16 protein-coding genes and 4 pseudogenes are annotated in these 20,683 nt (G+C 45.8%); 4 read left to right on the top strand and 16 right to left on the bottom strand.

Translation table 11 applies throughout. The features are described from left to right. Positions 1–497: 497 nt before the first annotated feature. Positions 498–1,115 (bottom strand): c-type cytochrome, encoded by a 618-nt coding sequence (locus tag UA76_RS20455; protein ID WP_047049728.1) that lies wholly within the window; start codon positions 1,113–1,115, stop codon positions 498–500. A 148-nt stretch (positions 1,116–1,263) separates the two neighbouring features. On the opposite strand from UA76_RS20455, the gene yihA reads away from it, so the two are divergent. Then, complete coding sequence (gene yihA / locus UA76_RS20450; RefSeq protein WP_047049727.1) at positions 1,264–1,956, top strand: ribosome biogenesis GTP-binding protein YihA/YsxC; 693 nt, start codon at positions 1,264–1,266, stop codon at positions 1,954–1,956. Positions 1,957–2,465: 509 nt separating this feature from the next. Here the strand turns inward: yihA and spfP are convergent. From spfP to hemB, 3 genes and pseudogenes are all read right to left on the bottom strand, one after another. Next, a complete protein-coding gene (gene spfP, locus UA76_RS25805; RefSeq protein ID WP_438356636.1) occupies positions 2,466–2,513 on the bottom strand; it encodes a small protein SpfP in 48 nt (15 codons plus the stop codon). A 193-nt stretch (positions 2,514–2,706) separates the two neighbouring features. After that, positions 2,707–5,424: pseudogene (gene polA, locus UA76_RS20440) on the bottom strand (DNA polymerase I). A gap of 927 nt (positions 5,425–6,351) precedes the next feature. Further along, entirely contained in the window at positions 6,352–7,398 is a 1,047-nt protein-coding gene (gene hemB / locus UA76_RS20435; RefSeq protein WP_047049724.1) for a porphobilinogen synthase, read from the bottom strand. Between the two features lie 215 nt (positions 7,399–7,613). On the opposite strand from hemB, the gene UA76_RS20430 reads away from it, so the two are divergent. After that, positions 7,614–8,381: a TatD family hydrolase gene (locus UA76_RS20430; RefSeq protein WP_047049723.1), complete on the top strand. Its 768-nt coding sequence runs from the start codon at positions 7,614–7,616 to the stop codon at positions 8,379–8,381. A gap of 289 nt (positions 8,382–8,670) precedes the next feature. On the opposite strand, the gene tatC is transcribed toward UA76_RS20430, so the two are convergent. The 7 genes and pseudogenes from tatC to rmuC form a co-directional block, all read right to left on the bottom strand. Continuing rightward, positions 8,671–9,420: a twin-arginine translocase subunit TatC gene (tatC, locus tag UA76_RS20425; protein WP_047049722.1), complete on the bottom strand. Its 750-nt coding sequence runs from the start codon at positions 9,418–9,420 to the stop codon at positions 8,671–8,673. Between the two features lie 75 nt (positions 9,421–9,495). Beyond that, a complete protein-coding gene (gene tatB, locus UA76_RS20420; RefSeq protein ID WP_047049721.1) occupies positions 9,496–9,933 on the bottom strand; it encodes a Sec-independent protein translocase protein TatB in 438 nt (145 codons plus the stop codon). Positions 9,934–9,936: 3 nt separating this feature from the next. Beyond that, the gene (gene tatA, locus UA76_RS20415) at positions 9,937–10,176 is read right to left on the bottom strand and encodes a Sec-independent protein translocase subunit TatA (protein ID WP_047049720.1); all 240 of its coding nucleotides are present in this window, start codon (positions 10,174–10,176) and stop codon (positions 9,937–9,939) included. 51 nt (positions 10,177–10,227) lie between these two features. Next, positions 10,228–11,862 carry a ubiquinone biosynthesis regulatory protein kinase UbiB gene (gene ubiB, locus UA76_RS20410; protein WP_047049719.1) on the bottom strand — a complete coding sequence of 545 codons (1,635 nt, stop codon included), beginning with the start codon at positions 11,860–11,862 and terminating at the stop codon, positions 10,228–10,230. After that, positions 11,859–12,464 carry a ubiquinone biosynthesis accessory factor UbiJ gene (locus tag UA76_RS20405; RefSeq protein WP_047049718.1) on the bottom strand — a complete coding sequence of 202 codons (606 nt, stop codon included), beginning with the start codon at positions 12,462–12,464 and terminating at the stop codon, positions 11,859–11,861. Before UA76_RS20405 ends, ubiB begins: the two co-directional genes overlap by 4 nt. 32 nt (positions 12,465–12,496) lie before the next feature. Beyond that, the gene (gene ubiE, locus UA76_RS20400) at positions 12,497–13,339 is read right to left on the bottom strand and encodes a bifunctional demethylmenaquinone methyltransferase/2-methoxy-6-polyprenyl-1,4-benzoquinol methylase UbiE (RefSeq protein ID WP_075202613.1); all 843 of its coding nucleotides are present in this window, start codon (positions 13,337–13,339) and stop codon (positions 12,497–12,499) included. A 63-nt stretch (positions 13,340–13,402) separates the two neighbouring features. Continuing rightward, positions 13,403–14,934 (bottom strand): annotated as a pseudogene (rmuC, locus tag UA76_RS20395) (DNA recombination protein RmuC). Positions 14,935–15,077: 143 nt separating this feature from the next. On the opposite strand from rmuC, the gene UA76_RS20390 reads away from it, so the two are divergent. Continuing rightward, positions 15,078–15,968: a DMT family transporter gene (locus UA76_RS20390; protein ID WP_047049717.1), complete on the top strand. Its 891-nt coding sequence runs from the start codon at positions 15,078–15,080 to the stop codon at positions 15,966–15,968. A 3-nt stretch (positions 15,969–15,971) separates the two neighbouring features. On the opposite strand, the pseudogene UA76_RS20385 reads toward UA76_RS20390, so the two are convergent. The 4 genes and pseudogenes from UA76_RS20385 to ftnA form a co-directional block, all read right to left on the bottom strand. Then, positions 15,972–16,794 (bottom strand): annotated as a pseudogene (locus UA76_RS20385) (HDOD domain-containing protein). 143 nt (positions 16,795–16,937) lie between these two features. After that, the gene (locus UA76_RS20380; RefSeq protein ID WP_047049716.1) at positions 16,938–18,131 is read right to left on the bottom strand and encodes a BaiN/RdsA family NAD(P)/FAD-dependent oxidoreductase; all 1,194 of its coding nucleotides are present in this window, start codon (positions 18,129–18,131) and stop codon (positions 16,938–16,940) included. A gap of 172 nt (positions 18,132–18,303) precedes the next feature. Next, entirely contained in the window at positions 18,304–18,627 is a 324-nt protein-coding gene (gene uspB / locus UA76_RS20375) for a universal stress protein UspB (protein WP_047049715.1), read from the bottom strand. A gap of 71 nt (positions 18,628–18,698) precedes the next feature. Beyond that, positions 18,699–19,226 carry a non-heme ferritin gene (ftnA, locus tag UA76_RS20370; protein WP_047049714.1) on the bottom strand — a complete coding sequence of 176 codons (528 nt, stop codon included), beginning with the start codon at positions 19,224–19,226 and terminating at the stop codon, positions 18,699–18,701. A gap of 156 nt (positions 19,227–19,382) precedes the next feature. Here ftnA and UA76_RS20365 point away from each other — a divergent pair, with 156 nt between their 5' ends. Then, complete coding sequence (locus UA76_RS20365; protein ID WP_047049713.1) at positions 19,383–19,808, top strand: universal stress protein; 426 nt, start codon at positions 19,383–19,385, stop codon at positions 19,806–19,808. Positions 19,809–19,889: 81 nt separating this feature from the next. Here UA76_RS20365 and UA76_RS20360 read toward each other — a convergent pair. Continuing rightward, positions 19,890–20,671, bottom strand: a pseudogene (locus UA76_RS20360) (class I SAM-dependent methyltransferase). Positions 20,672–20,683 lie beyond the last annotated feature (12 nt).

Here is a 20,683-nt window from a genome sequence, read left to right as displayed (position 1 = left end):
TGGCTTTCCGTTTAACTTCCTGTCACACAGCTCTTCCTAAGCCGGGTCCGTTTCTGCTGTCTTAACCTTTAGACAAATTGACCATCCCTATCGAGTAGGTTTCCTACCTACCTTTTCCATTCAATCTGCCAAGTCATCCTAACTTGCATCCATGGAGACCGTCTTGGTCTTAAATCCGTTATCAGCTCCTGCCGATGGATGTACTTTACCCACTCTTAGAAATGAAACAATGGCGCCATTTCGATTATTTTTACCCATTTAGCACCGATAAAAATAACCATATAAAAGACAGTAAGTTACAAACGATAAGGTAAAGTTTGATGACACAAGTATGGCAAATATCTTACAAAGCTCACCGCCAACTGGCGATCCGATAGGAAAACCCAAAGTGGGAACAAATCACACTAATTTCAAACCAAAAATGCCCCAGCATAAGCTGAGGCATTTCGGTAAAACAGTGCTCGAACGTTTTTATGATTTCTTAGTATAGGGATTGATTAGTGCAGGCCGCCAACGTATTTAGATAAAGTATCGATATCTTCATCCGTAAGAATCTTCGCGACATCACGCATCATTGCGTTCATGTCGTTGGCACGGCTTCCATCACGGAATTTCTCTAGCTGCGCCTTGATGTACTCAGCACCTTGACCCGAGATTTTCGGGAAGCCAGATAGCTCAGTACCGTTACCACGAGGGCCATGACAAGCGATACAAGCCGTTAGGCCTCGCTCTGCATCACCTGCGGTGTACAAGATTTTACCTTGCTCTACCACATTTTCAGGGGTGGAGTTCGGTGCAAGCGGAACCGAAGCGTAATACGCAGCCAGATCTGCCATATCCTGCTCTGATAGCGGCATAGCCATACCACCCATCACAGGATCGACGCGGCCTTGTTTGCCGCCACTCGTCATTCCGAGTTTAAAATCTTTTAACTGCTTTTCAATGTACTTCGCATGTTGACCCGCAATGCTTGGGTAAATGGCGAGTTGACTGTTGCCGTCTGCTCCATGACAGGCAGCACAAGTTACGGATTTTGCTTTACCAGCTTCTATATTACCTTGCGCCCACGCGGAGCAGCTGGCTAAAAGACTCAAGATTAGCGCTAATTTCTTCATGACATTCCATTATAATTATCAAGCTTCCAGTATCACTTGCTGTATCCAGTCGTGATACAATAGGCGACCCTATGCCGAGCACGGTTATTTTACACAATTTCACAAAAAAGTAATCAATCGACTACACAAAGTCGAGATGGAGTTAACAGTGAGCGTAAAAATTCATTATCAAAACACGCATTTCATTACCAGTGCGCCAGACATTCGTCATCTACCTGAAGACGAAGGGATCGAAATTGCGTTTGCAGGACGCTCCAACGCCGGTAAGTCGAGTTCTTTAAACCGATTGACTAACCAAAGAAGTCTAGCAAAGACGAGTAAAACTCCAGGTCGTACTCAGCTTATTAACTTATTTAAAGTGGATGATGGCTGCCATATTGTTGATTTACCAGGATATGGCTTTGCTCAAGTTCCACTTGAGATGAAGAAGAAGTGGCAGAAGTCGCTGGGTGAATACCTGCAAAAACGTAAATGTCTAAAGGGCTTGGTGGTATTGATGGATATTCGCCACCCAATGAAAGATCTCGACCAACAGCTGATCTACTGGGCGGTAGACTGCAACATTCCTGTTCAAGTATTGCTGACTAAAGCAGACAAGCTGAAAAGCGGTGCACGTAAGGCAACTCTTCTGAAGATTCGTCAAGAAGCAAAAGGATTCGGTGGTGACGTTAAAGTTGATGCCTTCTCTTCATTAAAAGGGATTGGCGTTGACGTACTACGCAGCCGATTAGACAGCTGGTTTGCGCCTGCTTTTGAGATCGTTACTGAAGAGATAGTTGAAGAACTAGAAGCAGACGAGCTGGCAAGCGAACAACACATCGAAGACGATAGCCAAGAGTAACCCCTTCTTATTCGTCTATACCCAAAGACTAAAGCTACTAAAGCGCCTCGCGATTATCGCGGGGCGTTTTCGTTTCTGCCGTCTATAAACCGAGTCAGTCTATAAACCAGTAAAAGGGATAACTCCCGTAAGAACTCGCGCTTAATAAGAAAATCCCCGCTACTAGAGCGGGGAAACGGGAGAGAAATCATTAATCGTTATTATTGTTCACTTAGGATCAACGACTTTTAATGCTTATTCAACCTAGTGTGTTGATTTTTTGAACACAACGCAAAGATCAATAAAATCCGTAATAACAAACACTTAATAACACTGTGCTTAATATATGCGCTTCATTTACTATAGAAAATAATAGAACTGTGACTGGTAAAAAATTACCAAACTTGTCACTCAAACGATAACTTGGGAAGAAGTTTAGGCTGGGAATTTAGGTGCAGAGAAGCGTGATAAGAAATTTTCTTTGCCACAAGAAAAAACGCCCCAGTCAAATACTGACTGGGGCGGCTGAATCAGCCTAATCCAATAACGTGAAACAAAAGGTCTGAAAGATAGAACATCTTACCTCTGTACCCTACGCAGATTAATGTACAACAATTGGTCAGAAATGAAAACCAATTTTGTAGTTTTTTTTCAAAAATATTTCCTTTTCCTACAATACAGTCAAAATCACACCAACTTATTTCACTCATAAAAAAAGCCAGCGTTTGTGCGCTGGCTCATAATTAATTGACCGTTTTATTAAAAAAATGGCTAGTGTGCCTGATCCCAGTTGTCACCATGCCCAGCTTCCGCCACCAGCGGTACATCAAGCTGTGCTGCAGATTCCATCAATTCTTGTACTTTACTTTCAATTTCGGTCAATGCTGACTCTTGAACCTCAAATACCAGTTCATCGTGTACTTGCATAAGCAGTTTCACTCGGCCATCGCCCTCTGCCTGAATCCAGTCATCCACCAACAACATGGCTTTCTTAATGATGTCTGCAGCTGTGCCTTGCATCGGTGCGTTGATAGCAGCTCGCTCTGCAGCTTTACGACGCATACCGTTACGTGACTTGATTTCAGGAAGGTGTAAGCGGCGACCGAAAATAGTTTCAACGTAGCCCTGCTCTGCGGCTGCACTGCGCGTATCTTCCATATACTGCATTACGCCAGGGTAACGCTCGAAATACTTGTTCATGTAATCCTGAGCTTCACCACGTGGAATGCCTAGCTGTTTCGCCAAACCAAACGCACTCATACCGTAGATAAGACCGAAGTTAACGGCTTTCGCGCGGCGACGCTGCTCTGAGCTCACTTGATCAATCGTCGTGCCCATGATTTCAGCGGCAGTGGCTGCGTGGATATCTTTACCTTGTTGGAAGGCATCTAGTAGCGCTTTGTCGCCCGACAAGTGCGCCATAATACGCAGTTCGATTTGCGAGTAGTCGACTGCCATGATCTTGTAGCCGTGAGGCGCAACAAATGCCTGACGAATGCGTCGTCCCTCTTCATTACGAATTGGGATGTTCTGAAGGTTTGGATCAGTTGATGACAATCGACCTGTCGCCGTCACGCCTGATGATAAGAGGTATGTACGCGACCCGTCTCAGTTGATCATCTTCGGTAGCTTATCGGTATACGTCGATTTTAGCTTAGCCAAACCACGATACTCTAAGATAAGTTTTGGCAGTGGGTAATCCAACGCTAGCTCTTGCAGCACTTCTTCATTTGTTGAAGGCGTACCTGAAGGCGTCTTCTTAATCACAGGTAGCCCCATCTTCTCAAACAGGAGCGCTTGTAGCTGTTTTGGCGAGTTCATGTTGAACTCTTGCTCTGCAATCTCAAAGGCCTGCTTTTCTAGCTCATCCAAGCGCACAGCTATTTCTTGAGATTGAGCGCTAAGCTGCATGTCATCAATCAATACACCGGTGCGCTCGATACGTGAGAGGACAGGCACTAGCGGCATCTCTACTTCATTGTAGATGCGTGCGAGTTTCTCATCTTTCTGAATGCTGTCGTAGATGCGATTGTGCAGACGAAGCGTCACGTCTGCATCTTCTGCTGCATAAGGTGATGCTTGATCCAATTCGATTTGGTTAAAGGTCAGCTGTTTCTTACCCTTGCCTGCAATTTGTTCGAATGAAATGCAGCTATGCTGAAGGAAGCGCAATGCCAGACTGTCCATGTCATGCTTACCGCCAACGCTGTTATAAACGTAAGATGCCAACATGGTGTCGTGCTTGATGCCTTTCATCTCAATGCCGTAGCGAGCTAACACACTCGCATCGTACTTGAGGTTCTGGCCTACTTTCGCTTGATCATCATCTTCTAGAATTGGCTTTAACTGAGCAAGAACCCAGTCACGATCTAACTGCTGCGGAGCATCCAAGTAGTCATGAGCCACAGGTACGTATGCCGCTACCCCTTCTTCGGTCGCAAAAGAAACACCAACAAGATTTGCCACCATGTAGTCTAGGCTGTCTGTTTCGGTATCGAAGGCAAACACTTCAGAGGCTTTCAACTTATCTAGCCACTTGGCGAAACTTGCTTCGTCCAGAATCGTTTCGTACTGGCTGCGATCAATGGTTACCGCTGAAGTATCCATGTCTGATGTAGAAGCAGAAGAAGAAGATGATGCCGATGCACGCGCAGCGCCTGACTTCTCATCCGCTTCGACCACACCTGTGCCACCGTCTAGTAGCTCATTTAGCCATGACTTGAACACCAGTTGGCCATATAGTTTGATCAGCTCATCTTTATTAGGTTCAGCTTTAACAAGCGATTCCGACGTCTCTTCTAACTCAACATCTAGTTTAATTGTGGCAAGCTCGTAGGACAGCAGCGCATTCTCTTTGTTGTCCACCAGCTTCTTGGCCATGGTCTTTGAACCGCGGAAACCCAAAGGTGCAATATCATCAAGATGATCGTAAAGCTTGTCTAAACCACCAATGCCTTGCAAAAGTGCCGTTGCGGTTTTGTCGCCCACTCCAGGGACACCCGGAATGTTATCGACTTTATCTCCCATCAAAGCTAGGTAGTCGATGATCAATTCTGGCGGGATACCAAACTTCTCAACCACTCCCTCACGATCCATCACGACATTGGTCATGGTATTGATCAAGGTGACGTTTTCATCCACTAGCTGCGCCATGTCTTTATCACCAGTGCTGATCAATACTGGCATGCCTTGCTTTGATGCCTGAGCGGCCAATGTACCGATCACGTCATCGGCTTCAACACCAGGAATAGAGATCAGAGGCAGACCCATTGCACGAATGACATTGTGTAGCGGCTCAATCTGGCAACGCAGATCATCTGGCATAGGTGGGCGATTTGCTTTGTATTCTGGATACATATCATCACGGAAGGTTTTGCCCTTCGCATCAAAGATGACGGCAATACGATCGGATGAGAACTGACGCATCATGCTACGAAGCATGTTCACAACGCCGTAGACAGCATTGGTCGGAATGTCACCATTACTCATGGTGCCAGGGTAAGCGTGAAAAGCGCGGTAAAGGTATGACGAACCATCGATAAGTATCAACGGATTATCCGGAATGCGTGCCATAATTTATGTATCCAAACAGAGTAAGAAAGTTATCCGCTTAGAATGCCATGACTCACCCTTTGAATCCATTTTAAGTCTCACAAAGGCCAACACGCCGAATTGTTATCCACTCAGCCCCTTCTTCTGTGGATAAGTCTGTTTATAATAAATTCCACAAAATACAAAACAGGGTGCAAAATAACCAACAACGCAACTTAAATCACTGAATTAAAACAGCTATTATATCGATCATTAAAGTTCATAATGATCCCATTGCGATCCTAAGCTGTGGAAAATCCTATTGGTTCCCTTTTGCTCTAGCACAAAAGATCCCCATTTCAAGCATAAAAAAAGCGACACCCGAAGATGTCGCCTAGCAAAAATATGTCAAAGCCATTTCAGAAAAAATCATCCACGCTTTGTCAAAAGCTATAAATTACACTGGAAGCAATGTGAGCAATGTCGTGTCAAAAAGAACTTGTAAAAGTTCGGTTAGGTATTGCGTCATCACCATTTCAAATCTGGTCACTTCACGTCCCTGTGAACTTTACCTCGTTCCCTCAGACGCTGTTAATAATAATGATTCTCATTTAAACGTCAACAACTAAATGAGATCTTTTCTCATTTAATTTTGTATACACTGGCTGAACTGATTAGATATCAATCTTAAATGGCATAATATTCAATCAGTTATATATAAAACAACTCCCCCTAAGACAAGTGAATTTTTTTTCACTTAGCCGCTATCTAGCTTCTGATCTACACGACAATTCACCAAAAAGGCCATAATTTCCTGGCCATCAGACACAAAAAAGGCTGACCTTAGCCAACCTTTTCAATCATTAACGCAGAATCACTACGCTGTTAGTCTTCAGATTTTAAATATTGCGCCGCCTGTGCGTTCTCTTCGGCAAGCCACTCTGCGACATCTTTTGCGAAGTAAGTCAGAATGCCATCAGCACCTGCGCGTTTGAAGCACAGTAAAGATTCCAAAACGGTCTCGCGCTCTTTTAACCAACCATTTTGAATCGCAGCTTTGTGCATCGCATATTCGCCAGAGACTTGATAAGCAAAGGTTGGCACTTGAAGCTCATGCTTAACCCGGCGCACAATGTCCAGATATGGCATCCCTGGCTTCACCATCACCATATCTGCGCCTTCGTTTACATCCATTGCCACTTCATGGATGGCTTCATCGCTGTTGGCTGGATCCATTTGGTAGTTCTTTTTATCGCCACCTTTTAGGTTAGCTGCAGAACCGACTGCATCACGGAACGGTCCATAGTAACAAGACGCATATTTTGCCGAGTAAGCCATAATTTGGGTGTGAATGTGGCCTGCTTTCTCTAGCGCTTCACGAATCTTACCAATGCGGCCATCCATCATGTCTGACGGCGCAACAACATCCGCCCCGGCTTCTGCATGGGAAAGCGCCTGCTTGATGAGCACTTTGGTTGTCTCATCATTTTGCACGTATCCGTCTTCATCAATGATGCCGTCTTGGCCGTGTGTGGTGAACGGGTCAAGCGCAACATCGGTAATCACACCAATTTCAGGAACATGCTCTTTCAATGAACGTACAGCGCGCTGCACCAAACCTTCAGGATTATAAGCTTCTGCTGCACACAGTGATTTCGCATCTTGGTTTACCACTGGAAATAGCGCAATCGCGGGTACGCCGAGTTGTGCAAGATACTGAGCTTCTTCAAGCATTAAGTCGATCGATAGACGCTCGATACCTGGCATCGAGTCCACGGTTTCACGACGATCTTTGCCCATCAGAATAAACATCGGATAGATAAGATCATTAACGGATAGTTGATTTTCTGCCATTAAGCGACGGCTAAAGTCATGCTTACGCATACGGCGCATACGGCGCTCTGGGAATTGCCCTTGAATAGATGCAGACACTCGATTCTCCTTGTCTGAAACAGTACACCTTGGTGGTAAACCAAAATCATATCATTCTCCACTCGTTGCGCTAGCGCCTCAGAATAAAAAAATAGGAACTGTGATGCCTATTTAGCGAATCACCTTTCCCTACAGACCGTATTATTTGAAGTTTGTGGTCACCACCGACACTGCCGTATAATTTTGTTAAATGCACAACCCCATCTGAGATAACCATGATTGATACCCACGCCCATATTTACGCGACTGAATTTGATAATGACCGAGATGAAGTGGTGAAACGCGCACTTGAACAAGGGATCAGCCATATTCTGCTACCGAACATTGATCTTGAATCTATCGAGCCAATGCTAAAGACAGAAGCCGCCTATCCAGAGGTTTGCCGCTCAATGATGGGCCTGCACCCGTGCTATGTTGACGCAGACGTCGATGAAACCCTTAAAACTATCCACTCTTGGTTTGATAAGCACAATTTCATTGCCGTCGGTGAAATCGGCATCGATCTCTATTGGGATAAAACGTATAAAGCGGAGCAAGAGAAAGCCTTCATCACGCAGCTCAACTGGGCTAAAGAGCTCAACTTACCTGTCGTTATTCATACTCGCGACTCTATTGAAGAGACATTAGCACTGCTTAAAACCGAGCAAGACGGTTCTCTATCGGGTGTCTTTCACTGTTTTGGTGGCAGCGTTGAAGAAGCTAAAGCGATTAACGATTTAGGCTTCCACTTGGGCTTAGGCGGCGTTTCAACATTCAAGAATGGTGGAATGGATAAGGTTATCCCTCACCTCGATCTGAGTAAGGTGATTTTGGAGACAGATTGCCCATATCTAGCCCCTGTACCTCATCGCGGTAAACGCAATGAGCCTGCATTTGTCTCTCTTGTTGCGGACAGAGTGGCTGACCTACGAGGAACAGAAGTCAACAAAATCATAGAGATAACATCAAAAAACGCGCTAAATCTCTTCAAAAACATTAAATAGGCCGAAAATATGAAACCAAGTCACTATTAATGTGATATTGGTTCAATATAGTTGATGGAATTTATAAACTTTCCCTTTATTATGCAACCAGCAGAATCACAGGGAATGAGTATATGTGCGATCACAGAAACTATCTGCGAAGAGAGCATCGTAATCTTTGGCAAAAGCTTCTTGGAATTAAAGAGCTTTACGTGTGCGAGAAGTGCGGACACGTTATCAAAGTGAGATAGCCAGCCATCAGCAAAAAAGGTTACCCATTGGGTAACCTTTTTTCATTTCAAAACAAATACTATTCAACCTGTTCTGGCTCTTCATCTTCCTTGCGAGTGTAGAAACGGGCAAAGAATAAACCTACTTCAAACAACAAACACATTGGAATCGCCAACAAGGTCTGAGAAATCATATCTGGCGGTGTCAGCATCATGCCCACCACGAAAGCGGCCACGATGATGTAAGGGCGCTTCTCGCTTAGGCTCTTTGGATCCGTCGCACCTGTCCAGCAAAGCAGAATAATGGCAACCGGCACTTCAAACGCGATACCAAATGCAAAGAACAGCGCTAATACAAAATCCAGATAACTTGAGATATCAGTGGCAAACTCAACGCCGCCCAATGAGATGGCCGTAAAAAAGCCAAACACCAATGGGAACACCACGAAATACGCGAACGCGACACCGCAGTAAAACAGCAAAGAACTCGAGAACAGCAGTGGCATAATCAGCCTGCGCTCATGCTTATATAAGCCCGGCGCTACAAATGCCCAAACCTGATAAAGAATAAACGGTACTGAAATGAACAGCGCCGCAATCAATGTCAGTTTTAATGGTGTGAAAAATGGTGATGCAACGTCGGTTGCAATCATCGTCGCCCCTTCAGGAAGGCGGTCCACTAACGGCGCAGAGATGAACTCATAGATGTCGTTAGCGAAGTAGATTAAGCCAAGGAATACCGCCAAGACTGCGACAATACAGCGTAATAAGCGGTTACGAAGTTCCAATAAATGGCTAATCAAAGGCTGTGTCTGCTCAACAGAAGACATGTCTAACCTCAATTCAATCAGATCAAAAAGGAGCTACTAAGGGGTTTGCCCATTGTAGCTCCTAGCTATGCGAGACTATTCGGCTTTCTTATCTGCCGTAGACTGTGCCACTGACGCATTCAGCGATTCTGTGGCTTCCGGCGTTTCCGCTTCAGGTGATGCTGCTTGATTGACAACTTCTGGCGCTTTTTCTTGCTCTAAGCTTTCAGACGTTTCTTTCTTAGCATAAGGACGTTGAACCTCTTGCGCAGCTTGCTTTAACTCTTCAACCGAAGATTTAAGCTCTGGTGACAGATCTTCCATCCCCATTTTTTCAGCCTTGCGTAGGTTTTCCTGCAATTCCTGAACTTTCAACTCATGCGACAGTTCGTCTTTGACACTATTGGCCATGTTTTTAGCAGAGCTAATAAACTTCGACACACTGCGAATAGCATGAGGTAAGCGTTCTGGTCCCAATACCACCAGCCCTACAACAGATATTAATACCAGTTCCCAAAAACCGATATCAAACACGTGTTACGCCTGCTCTTTGTCTTTCTTAGTTTCTGTTTCAGCAGCGTTTGTTTTCTGCTGTTCGATGTTCTTTTGCTCGAAATCTGCATCTTTCTTATCAGATTCTTCATCGCTCATCGCTTTCTTGAAACCTTTAACAGCACCGCCTAAGTCGCCACCAATACCGCGCAGTTTCTTTGTACCGAACAGCAAAACAACAATGACAGCAATAATTAGAAGTTGCCAAACACTAATACCACCCATTCTCTTTTCCTCGGGTCTTTATTTATCAATAACTAATAGTCAGTTTAACGGTTAACGGCGATATGCACGCCAACTGAACAGCCAAAATGTGACCCCTGCGATACCTCCCGCAAGAGACAACGACTCAAAGCCGCTGCTTAACAGTATTGCTGAGCATACGACTAAAGTGGCGCCAACACCAAACAAAAATTTTCCGGTTGCTTGCTGGCGCTTACTTTGCCTATAACCTTGGTAAAGCTGATCCATTCTATGGTTCATCGCTTTGCCCTGTTTTAGGCTGTCATAAAGCAGCTCTGGCAGTTCAGGAAGTTTCTCTGCCCAAAATGGCGCTCTATCTTTCACAGAGTTGATAAAGGCCTTAGGACCAACTTGGTTCATCATCCACTCTTCAAGAAATGGCATCGCCGTTTCCCACAAATCAAGCTGTGGATAGAGCTGACGACCTAACCCTTCGATGTACAGAAGCGTCTTTTGTAATAAAACCAGTTGTGGTTGCACTTCCATATGGAAGCGACGTGCGGTGTTAAACAAGTTTAACAGCACATGACCAAATGATATTTCACACAATGGCTTGGCAAAAATTGGCTCACACACCATGCGTATCGCAAATTCAAACTCATCGATGTTGGTTTCACGTGGAACCCACCCCGAATCCACATGCAGTTCTGCTACACGTCGATAATCGCGATTAAAGAAAGCCAGTAAGTTTTCGGCTAAGTAGCGTTTATCTTCGCTATTTAGCGTACCAACAATGCCACAGTCCAAGCCAATCCATTGAGGATTTTCTGGATGTTCCGGTTTAACAAAAACGTTCCCCGGGTGCATGTCGGCATGAAAGAAGCTATCTCTAAACACCTGCGTAAAAAATACACTTACGCCGCGTTCTGCCAATAGTTTCATGTTAGTACCATTGGCTTTTAAACCATCGATATCTGAAACCTGAATGCCGTAAATGCGCTCTGAACACATCACCGTTTCGTTACTATAGTCGGTAATTATTTCAGGAACATAAAGCTCTTCACTGCCTTCGAAATTTCGACGCAATTGGATCGCATTTGCTGCCTCTCGGCGCAGGTCTAGCTCATCGAGTAGCGTTTTCTCGTACTCGCGAACCACTTCTACTGGTTTTAAACGGCGTGCATCAGGCTGAGCTTTAGCCACAATGCGAGCCATGCGATGCATTAACTTCAAATCAGCATCGATGACAGGGCGAATATCAGGGCGAATCACCTTCAGAACGATCTCTCGTCCTGACTCTTTTAACTTCGCTGTATGAACCTGAGCAATCGACGCAGAAGCCAGTGGCGTGATATCAAAGTCGGTAAACCAATTCTCTAACGGACCACCAAGGGCCTTCTCCATCTGCTGTTTGGCCAGCTCACCATCAAAAGGCGCAACCTTGTCTTGCAGCATAGCAAGCGGATCGGCGATATGAGGAGGAAACAGGTCGCGTCGAGTTGACATCATTTGGCCGAACTTGATCCAAACAGGTCCTAGCTCTTGAAGAGCTAAGCGCAGTCGATCACCAAGCGGCTTATCTGAATGCTTATTCTTGATCCAAAATAGCGACTTGCGAGCGAGCAAAGGGGCTTTAGTCAGCTCATGAGTTGGCAGTAGCTCATCCAACCCATACTCAAGCTGCACTTTGATGATGTGATACAAACGTTTTAACTCTGATGGGGTCATGCTTTCTCCACCAGAGCGTTTAATCGAGTTTCTAACTGTTTAGCGTACTGGTCAGCATCCGCTACTTGGTCGCAGAAGTAAGCGACTTCTAAAGGCCCTGGAGCCAACTTCCACTCTTCAGTAATGACTTGACCTAAGTGGTCTTGATGCTTTCTTGCTTGCCCTTGTACAAATTCGCCGACGTTTTTCACGCCTTGAACCAGCGTTCGAGCAACGACATCACCCGTTACACGTGATAACCACTCTTCCAAATCCGGTTTGCAGTCTGTCATCAACTGAGCAAACTTCTGTGCGAGCTGGATATCCCCTTCAAGCACTAAGCGATCTTCTTTAATCAACTTGGTGATGTTGGATTGCTCTCTTAACTCAGGAAGAATCGATAAGTTTAAAGAGAGGTAACAATCGGGTTCGCCTTCATACTGACCAAGGACATCGATTTGCTGACTAAACACGAAGGTAATCGCACGATCGATCTCTTTAATATGCAGTTGAATGACTTTGCCTTTCAGGCGAGATAAACGGCGACCCAGTTCTGGGTCGTCGTTGATAAGAATATTGAGCGACGTTTCAATGGCTGCCGTCACCAGAGGTTCAAATGGCATACTGTTCCTTAGGGCGCGTTGAACTTTCGCGGTTAAAACTTGTATCCACGGTGAAGTGCTACGATACCACCGGTGAGGTTGTAGTAGTTGGTCTTCTCGAAGCCCGCTTCTTCCATCATACCTTGCAGCGTATCTTGGTCTGGGTGCATGCGGATAGATTCAGCAAGGTAGCGATAGCTATCAGCATCGTTTGCAATGATTTCACCCATCTTAGGCAGTAAGTGGAATGAGTAAGCATCGTAAACCTTTGATAGAGGCTCTAAGACTGGTTTGGAGAACTCCAATACTAACAAACGGCCACCTGGCTTAAGTACACGGAACATCGAGCGCAACGCTTTGTCTTTATCGGTAACGTTACGTAGGCAGAAACTAATGGTAATACAGTCAAAGTAGTCGTCTGGAAACGGCAGCTCTTCTGCGTTGGCTTGCACGTAGTGCACATTGCCCACGATGCCGATATCGCGCAGTTTATCGCGACCGACGTTCAGCATAGAGTTGTTGATGTCAGCCAAGATGACATGACCCTTGTCACCAACAATGCGTGAGAATTTCGCGGTTAAGTCACCAGTACCGCCACCTAAATCAAGAATGCGTTGACCCGGGCGCGCGCCACTGCAATCAATCGTGAAACGCTTCCACAAACGATGAATGCCACCTGACATCAGATCATTCATAATGTCGTATTTTGCTGCTACTGAATGGAACACTTCCGCAACTTTCGCGACTTTCTCTTCTTTCGCTACGGTTTCGAAGCCAAAGTGAGTCGTTTCATTACGAGCTGCTTCACTGTGAGCCACTTCGTTGTGAACTCCTTGGTCGAGATTCGCTTCGTTCATTTCTGTTGCTGTATTTGATTGCACGCTTGTATCCGTCATGATGATTCCTCTTGGGCAACGCTTAACCAACTAGAAGGCATCACCCCCCTGCGTTGCGGCCAATCAGTTTACTTTATCCTCAGCGGGATGTCTTTCAACTCCCTGATCATTTTCTAACAAAGCATCATTTTGTGCGATTTCGACCAAGTTACTTGAGATAGGACGCTTCACTTCTACCCCTAATTGCTTAAATCCTTCAGCCTGACGAATCACATTCCCGCGCCCAGTGACGAGTTTATTCATAGCGCCTTGGTAGTTTTGGTTGGCGCGATCAAGTGCACTGCCCAAGCTTTCCATGTCGTCCACAAATAGACGGAGTTTGTCGTATAGCTTGCTTGCACGTTCAGCAATAATTTGCGCGTTCTGATTCTGCCTTTCGTTACGCCACAGGTTATCTATGGTTCTGAGCGCCACTAGCAAGGTCGTTGGGCTCACTAAAATGATGTTCTGCTCCATGGCATCTTTAACCAAGCTAGGATCGGCTTGAATAGCGACTTGAAATGCAGGTTCAACCGGAATAAACATCAGCACGTAATCCAAACTTTGAATACCTTTAAGCTGATGGTAGTCCTTCTGACTCAACCCTTTGATATGAGCACGGAGCGCGACCAAGTGAGCCGCTAAGGCACGCTCTTTATCTTGATCGGTTTCGGCATTGAAGTAGCGTTCAAACGCCACCAAAGCCATTTTTGAATCCACCACCACCTGTTTATCGTGAGGTAAGTGAACAATCACATCTGGTTGATAGCGTTTGCCAGCTTCGTTTTGCAAACTGACCTGAGTTTGATACTCGTGCCCTTCTCTTAAACCGGATTCGGCAAGCACTCGCGCTAGCACCACTTCCCCCAGTTACCCTGCTGCTTATTGTCACCTTTAAGGGCTTGAGTCAGATTCACGGCTTCACGCGTCATCTGCTCATTGAGCTTTTGTAAGTTTTTTAGCTCATGGACCAATGTATGGCGCTCTTTCGCTTCAATATTAAAGCTGTCATTTACCTGCTTTTTAAAGCCCTCTAGCTGCTCCTTTAATGGGGAAAGTAACCCTTCTAAGCTCTGCTTATTCTGCTGATCGACTTTGGCTGTCTTAGCCTCAAACAACTGATTGGCCAGATGCTCAAATTGCTGCTTCAAACGCTCTTCAGCCTGTTCTAGAAGCTTTAGCTTATCTTCACTGGCTTTCATCTCTTGCTCGTGACGCGCACTTTGCTCTCTTAGCTGCGCATCAAGCTGGGATTTTTGCTCACGCGTTTCATTCAACTCTTGAGCATATTGCTGACGCTCCTGCTTTACCGCTTCGAAGTAGCGCAGCTTTTCCATGACAGCCATGAATTTACCGTGGGATTGCTTAAGCTCGTGCGCCGATTGATCGCGAGCGGCATCAAGCTCATCAAGCTCTGACAAGGCTTCAGCCAGCTCCTTCTTTACTTGCTCCAGCTGAGACTGAAAGAGCTGCTGATTCGATTCTATTTGCTGCTCAAGCAGCTGCGTTTTGAGATTGGTTTTTTGTTTAACCCACCAGCCGACCGATACACCGGCGAGCGCAGCGCTACTCAGAGCGCTAAAGATGAGATTCTGATGTTCTATAAACCATTGCATGGTAATCACTTTTTACCCAGTCAAACCTACTCAAATGGTATTTCTATACTGGATAAATGTCCAGTTTGTCGCATTTATAATCACAGATAGACTAATCGCACTTTGGCGTATTCGCCTTCACATCCACTATAAGAATTCAAATAATGAACGAGCGTCGTGCTTTAGGTTTTGGCCTTTCTGCCGTGCTGCTGTGGTCGACAGTTGCGACTGCATTTAAGCTCACACTGGCAGAGTTTACTCCGATCCAAATGCTCACTGTGGCGAGTATTGTGTCTGCTGTCGCGTTAATCGCTATCTGCTTTGCCCAAGGCAAGCTTTCCCAACTCTCGACTACCTTCTTGTCGAACCCTTGGTATTACGTGATGTTAGGGCTAATCAACCCATTGGCGTATTACCTCATCTTGTTCAAGGCATATGACTTGTTGCCTGCATCGCAAGCTCAGGCCATCAATTACAGTTGGGCGATTACGCTGACCTTAATGGCCGCCGTTTTTCTCGGCCAAACTATTCGCAAACAGGATTGGATTGCTTGTGGCTTTAGCTACTTTGGGGTGATTGTAATTGCCACCAAAGGCGACATTCTAGGACTCGACTTTGATAGCCCTGCAGGTGTGGCACTTGCCCTACTTTCTACGTTGCTGTGGGCAGGATATTGGATCTTAAATACCAAGAATAAAGCGGACCCTGTGATTGGCGTATTGCTTGGCTTCCTCGTTGCCATCCCATTTGCATTGGGCCTAAGCTGGTATGAAGGCGAAAGCTGGAGTCAGATTACCACTCAAGGCTGGCTGGCGGTGACCTACGTGGGTTTATTTGAAATGGGCGTGACTTTTGTTCTATGGCTCAGCGCAATGAAACTGACAGCCAACACTGCGCGTATTAGTAACCTTATCTTTGCTTCACCGTTTATCTCATTGATTTTGCTCGCAACCATCATTGGTGAGCAGATCCACCCAACCACATTAATAGGCTTGGTTCTGATTATCTTGGGCTTAGTGATCCAGCAGCTCAAAACCAAGCCCAAAGATCAGTGAGATCTAGAACAGTTCGTAAGCCATTTCAACACCTTGGCCACGAATCGCATCAATCTCATCAATCAAGTTAAGCGACACTTTCAACGCTTTTGCCGCAGCACTACTTTCTAAGTAGTGCTGTTTTTCATTCGGCGTTAGCATCGAATCCCATCGACGATGAATATCCCGAGCAAGGAACAAGGTACACGCCAAATGTTTGGATTCACTTGCTTGACCTGGATGATTGACATTGGCGATCGCATCAATCATGTCTGGGGAAACTTCCAAGTCTCTGCCAACACAGCGCCAAGCTGCTGTGAGTCGGTTCCTAACACCTCACGCTGCACCTTAGTTGGATCTTCACCTGCTTCTACCCTTGTTGTAATAACGACGGCTTGCTCCGGGACGAGAGAATGAATCATCAGCTCGCCAATGTTGTGCAACACGCCCGTAGTGAAGGTAAGATTGGGATCGAGCTTAATATCTTTAGCTATCGTGCTCGCAATCAGCGAGATTTCAAAAGTATTCGCCCAGTAATCTTTAATATTGAGGGTTTCAAGTTTAGGAAAGGTGGTTGAGAGTATTGAGGAGGAGATGAGGGTTCGGATGGCGCCTGCCCCCACCCGTATAATGGCGTCGTTAATGGTAGAGACCCATTCACCCCACCAAAGTGCGCTGAGTTTGCCATTCGTAGGACACGAGCACTGAGCACCTGATCCATCGACATCTTTTTCGATAACTCACCAAAATCGAGGGTTTCTCGATTCACCATTTCAAGCAACTCTTGCAGTATGCTTTCAATTCTTGGTAACTCATTGATTCGGGAGATCAGCGCTTCTTGACCCATAGTTGCACCTTTTGCCTTATTGATTTTCTTCTCATTACTATAGGACAAAAAGTAAACTTTAGAGCGGAAACAATCTCACAATAATGATGAGTGAACCGCTCGTTTATATATGAGTAAAAAGTTTATAGAACCTTAATGAAGCCTTATACCCATTGACCTGCGACGAAACCACTCGACCAGCACCACTGGAAGTTGTAACCCCCAAGCCAGCCGGTTACATCCATCACCTCACCCACAAAGTACAAGCCTTTCACTTGCTTACATTCCATGGTTTTCGAAGAGATATGATCGGTATTCACACCACCCAAAGTCACCTCTGCGGTGCGGTAGCCTTCAGTTCCATTTGGTACGATTTGCCAATGCTCTAAAGTCTCAGTGATCGCTTTGAGTTGCTTAGGGCCAAACTGAATCAGCGGTTTATCTTGCAGAACTTTACGTTCAATCAGAACTTCCACTAAGCGCTTAGGCAGCACTTTAGCCAAGGTGTTCTTTAGGCTTTGATTTGGGTGCTTAGCGACAGACTGTGTCAGCAGCTCATCAACATCCACATCAGGAACCAGATTTATCGTGACCTTTTCACCTGGCTTCCAATAAGACGAGATCTGCAACACCGAAGGGCCAGAGAGTCCACGGTGAGTAAACAACAACGCCTCTTTGAAGGTTTTCTTGCTTACCGTCGTAATCTCAACAGGAATCGCGATACCTGACAGTTCGGCAAAGTCTTCTTTATCTTCTTTGTGCAGAGTAAAAGGAACCAAGCCTGCCGTCGTCGGCACAACCGATAAACCAAACTGTTCAGCCACCTTGTAGCCAAATGGCGTTGCACCTAGCTTAGGCATCGACAAGCCGCCCGTCGCCACAACAAGCGACTCACACTCAACCGGTTTGAAGTTCACTTGCAGGGAAAAACCAGAGTCTGTTTGCTCGATGTCGGTGACTTCTTGCTGATAACGCAGTTGAACACTTGGTAAATTACACTCTGCCAGCAGCATCTTAACGATGCTTTTTGAGTCATCGTCCCCAACACAAAATAGCTGACCATGATCGCGCTCTTCAAACTCGATACCGTGTTTGTAGATCATCGAGATAAAGTCCCAGTTGGTGTATTGAGCCAGCGCCGATTTAACGAAGTGTGGGTTTTGACTAAGGAAGTGTTTGGCAGTCACATCATAGTTAGTGAAGTTACAACGGCCACCACCGGCAATCAGGATTTTTCGTCCCGGCTTTTTAGCATGGTCAACCACCAGCACTTTACGGCCACGTTTACCCGCTTCTGCCGCACACATTAACCCTGCTGCGCCCGCACCAATTATGACAACGTCAAACCTTTCACTCATGCTTACTTCTCTTACTCAATTGCCGGCCAAGCAGGCAATAAAAAAAGGATGTGCGTTTGCACATCCTTGCTTAATTTTTGGCTATTTTACCTACTAATGAGCGTGATGCCAATGCATCGTATCATGCCGTCAAAACTGCCAACTTCTTTGGCAAGACCTACACAGACTCGGGCTACACAATGAATGCCGCGAGTAGCGTCACGAAGAACAAGGTGGCAGACAGAATAAACAGCTCACGCACGCGATCACATTTGCCCGTAAACAAGGTGTCATGGTGGTGATGGTATTCTTTGCTCTTTATATAGTGGAACAAGCGCACTTGTTTGGTGACGTTACCGTGGGTGGTAAAGAATCCCCCTCCGTCGACTTGCTGATACAAGAGAGGATGCGCCTCGCGCATGACATAAATTAAAGAACGAAGTGCTGTTAGGTAACGGGCCATGTTTACCCCAGTTACCAACATTAATGCCAGTAGAATGGTATCGCCAGTGATCATCTTTTCCTCCCTACATCGACTATCCATGCCCGAGAGAAAAAGACGATAACTACGCTGTCTTTTCGCTGAGTTTATTCAGCTGGGGCATCCATGATAGAAGATGAACCTTCTTTTGCCATTTGCGCTAGGTCTTTGTCGATGAAGAACAGAGCTTTGCCGTCTTCGCCAACCAGTTCTAGCTTGTCTAAAATCCCTTTAAACAACTTCTCTTCTTCGTGCTGTTCAGCAACGTACCACTGCAGGAAGTTGAATGTTGAGTAGTCTTGGCTAGAGAATGCAACGTGAGCTAGCGTGTTGATTTTTTGCGTAATCATCTGCTCATGCTCAAACGTTAGACGGAACACATCACCCAAGCTTGCGAATTCGTGCTGTGGAGCGTCAATTGCTCCTAAAATTGGCATCGCACCTGTCTCACTTACGTAAGTGAATAGACGCTGCATATGTTCCATTTCTTCTACTGCATGAGCGCGAAGAAACTCAGCTGCACCTTCAAATCCTTTGTCTTCACACCAAGCACTCATTTGTAAGTATAGATTGGATGAGAAAAATTCGAGATTAATTTGCTCATTCAATTTTTCAACCATTGCTTGAGATAACATCTAATGCTCCTAATTGACTGTCTTTCTGCTTTTATTTGTTGTTACCTGACTACCATACCACCGATACGCGAAGATGTGGATCTTGAGATCACAACAACAAAAACAATCGCCTACGAGTGCTATTCTTAAGACAGACAGTGAAATGGAGGAAGTGCCATGAGTTACCAACATCTCCTTGTTGCTATCGATCTTTCCGAAGACAGCAAGCTTCTCGTCGATAAAGCGGTTTCGCTCGCTAAACCTCTCAATGCCGACGTTTCTTTCATCCATATCGATGTGAATTACGCCGAGCTATATACGGGCCTCATCGATATCAACCTTGCCGAAACCCAACACCACACAATGGAAAGCTCGCAAAAGCAGCTTCAAGAGCTGGCCGAATATGCCGACTTTCCTATTAAGCACACCCTAGTGGGTAGTGGTGACCTTTCTAATGAGCTGTGCGATACCATTAAAGAACACTCGGTCGATTTAGTGATCTGCGGCCATCATCAGGACTTTTGGAGCAAGCTGTTGTCCTCAACGAAGCAACTGATTAACTGCACGCCTGTCGACCTGCTTGTGGTTCCAATAAACGATTGATCACCAATCAGTCACGCACTAGATAGCAAAACGCCCACGATAGTCGTGGGCGTTTTTTGTAATCGTTAGGATCCGCTGATCTTAATCTTTCATCGAAGAGAGCACATAAACATCAAATCGGTTCTTTTTGGTCTCTATCGCCATGGTCGGTTTGGCCTCATCTAGCCAGTTTGCATAGTCTGGTCTTTTGACCACCACTCTTTTATTTGCAAGGGCTAAGGCAGGTTCCAACAATGCATCCGCATCGATATCAGCCCCCACCAAAGATTGGAACACTCGCATCTCTTTTTTAACCAGAGCCGACTTCTTTTTGTTCTCTGGGTGTGGGTACATCGGGTCGAGATAAACCACATCAGGTTTCTCAAAATTAGGATCTAAACTCAGTGAAGACAGCGCATCATGACTGGAGGCATAAAGCAGTGTCATTCGCTCGGAGACCCACTCGCCTATATCGGCATCCTGTTTAGCGCGCGCCAAGCCATCTTCGAGTAGCGCTGCAACCACTGGGTGACGTTCCACCATCTGCACGCGACAACCAAGTGATGCCAATACAAACGCATCGCGCCCTAATCCTGCAGTGCCATCCAATACTGTCGGTAGCGCTCCTTTATTCAGCCCTGCCGCTTTTGCAATTGCTTGACCTTTACCGCCACCAAACTTTCTGCGATGACCAACTGCACCCCCACGAGATCGACAAAGATGGCGCCTAGTTTAGGCTCATCCGTTTTGCGCAGCTCTAAACGCTCACCAGTGTGGACAAGTGCGAGAATACTGTTTGCATCGTGCTGCAAGCCCCAACGCGAGGTAAGCTCGCTAAAGTGCGACTCTAAACTTGGGTCTTCACAAATGAGTTGTAGCTGCACTTTAGTCTCCGC

Source organism: Vibrio mexicanus (assembly GCF_001012815.1).
Taxonomy (GTDB): Bacteria; Pseudomonadota; Gammaproteobacteria; order Enterobacterales; family Vibrionaceae; genus Vibrio; species Vibrio mexicanus.
This window is presented reverse-complemented; position numbering and strand designations above follow the sequence as displayed.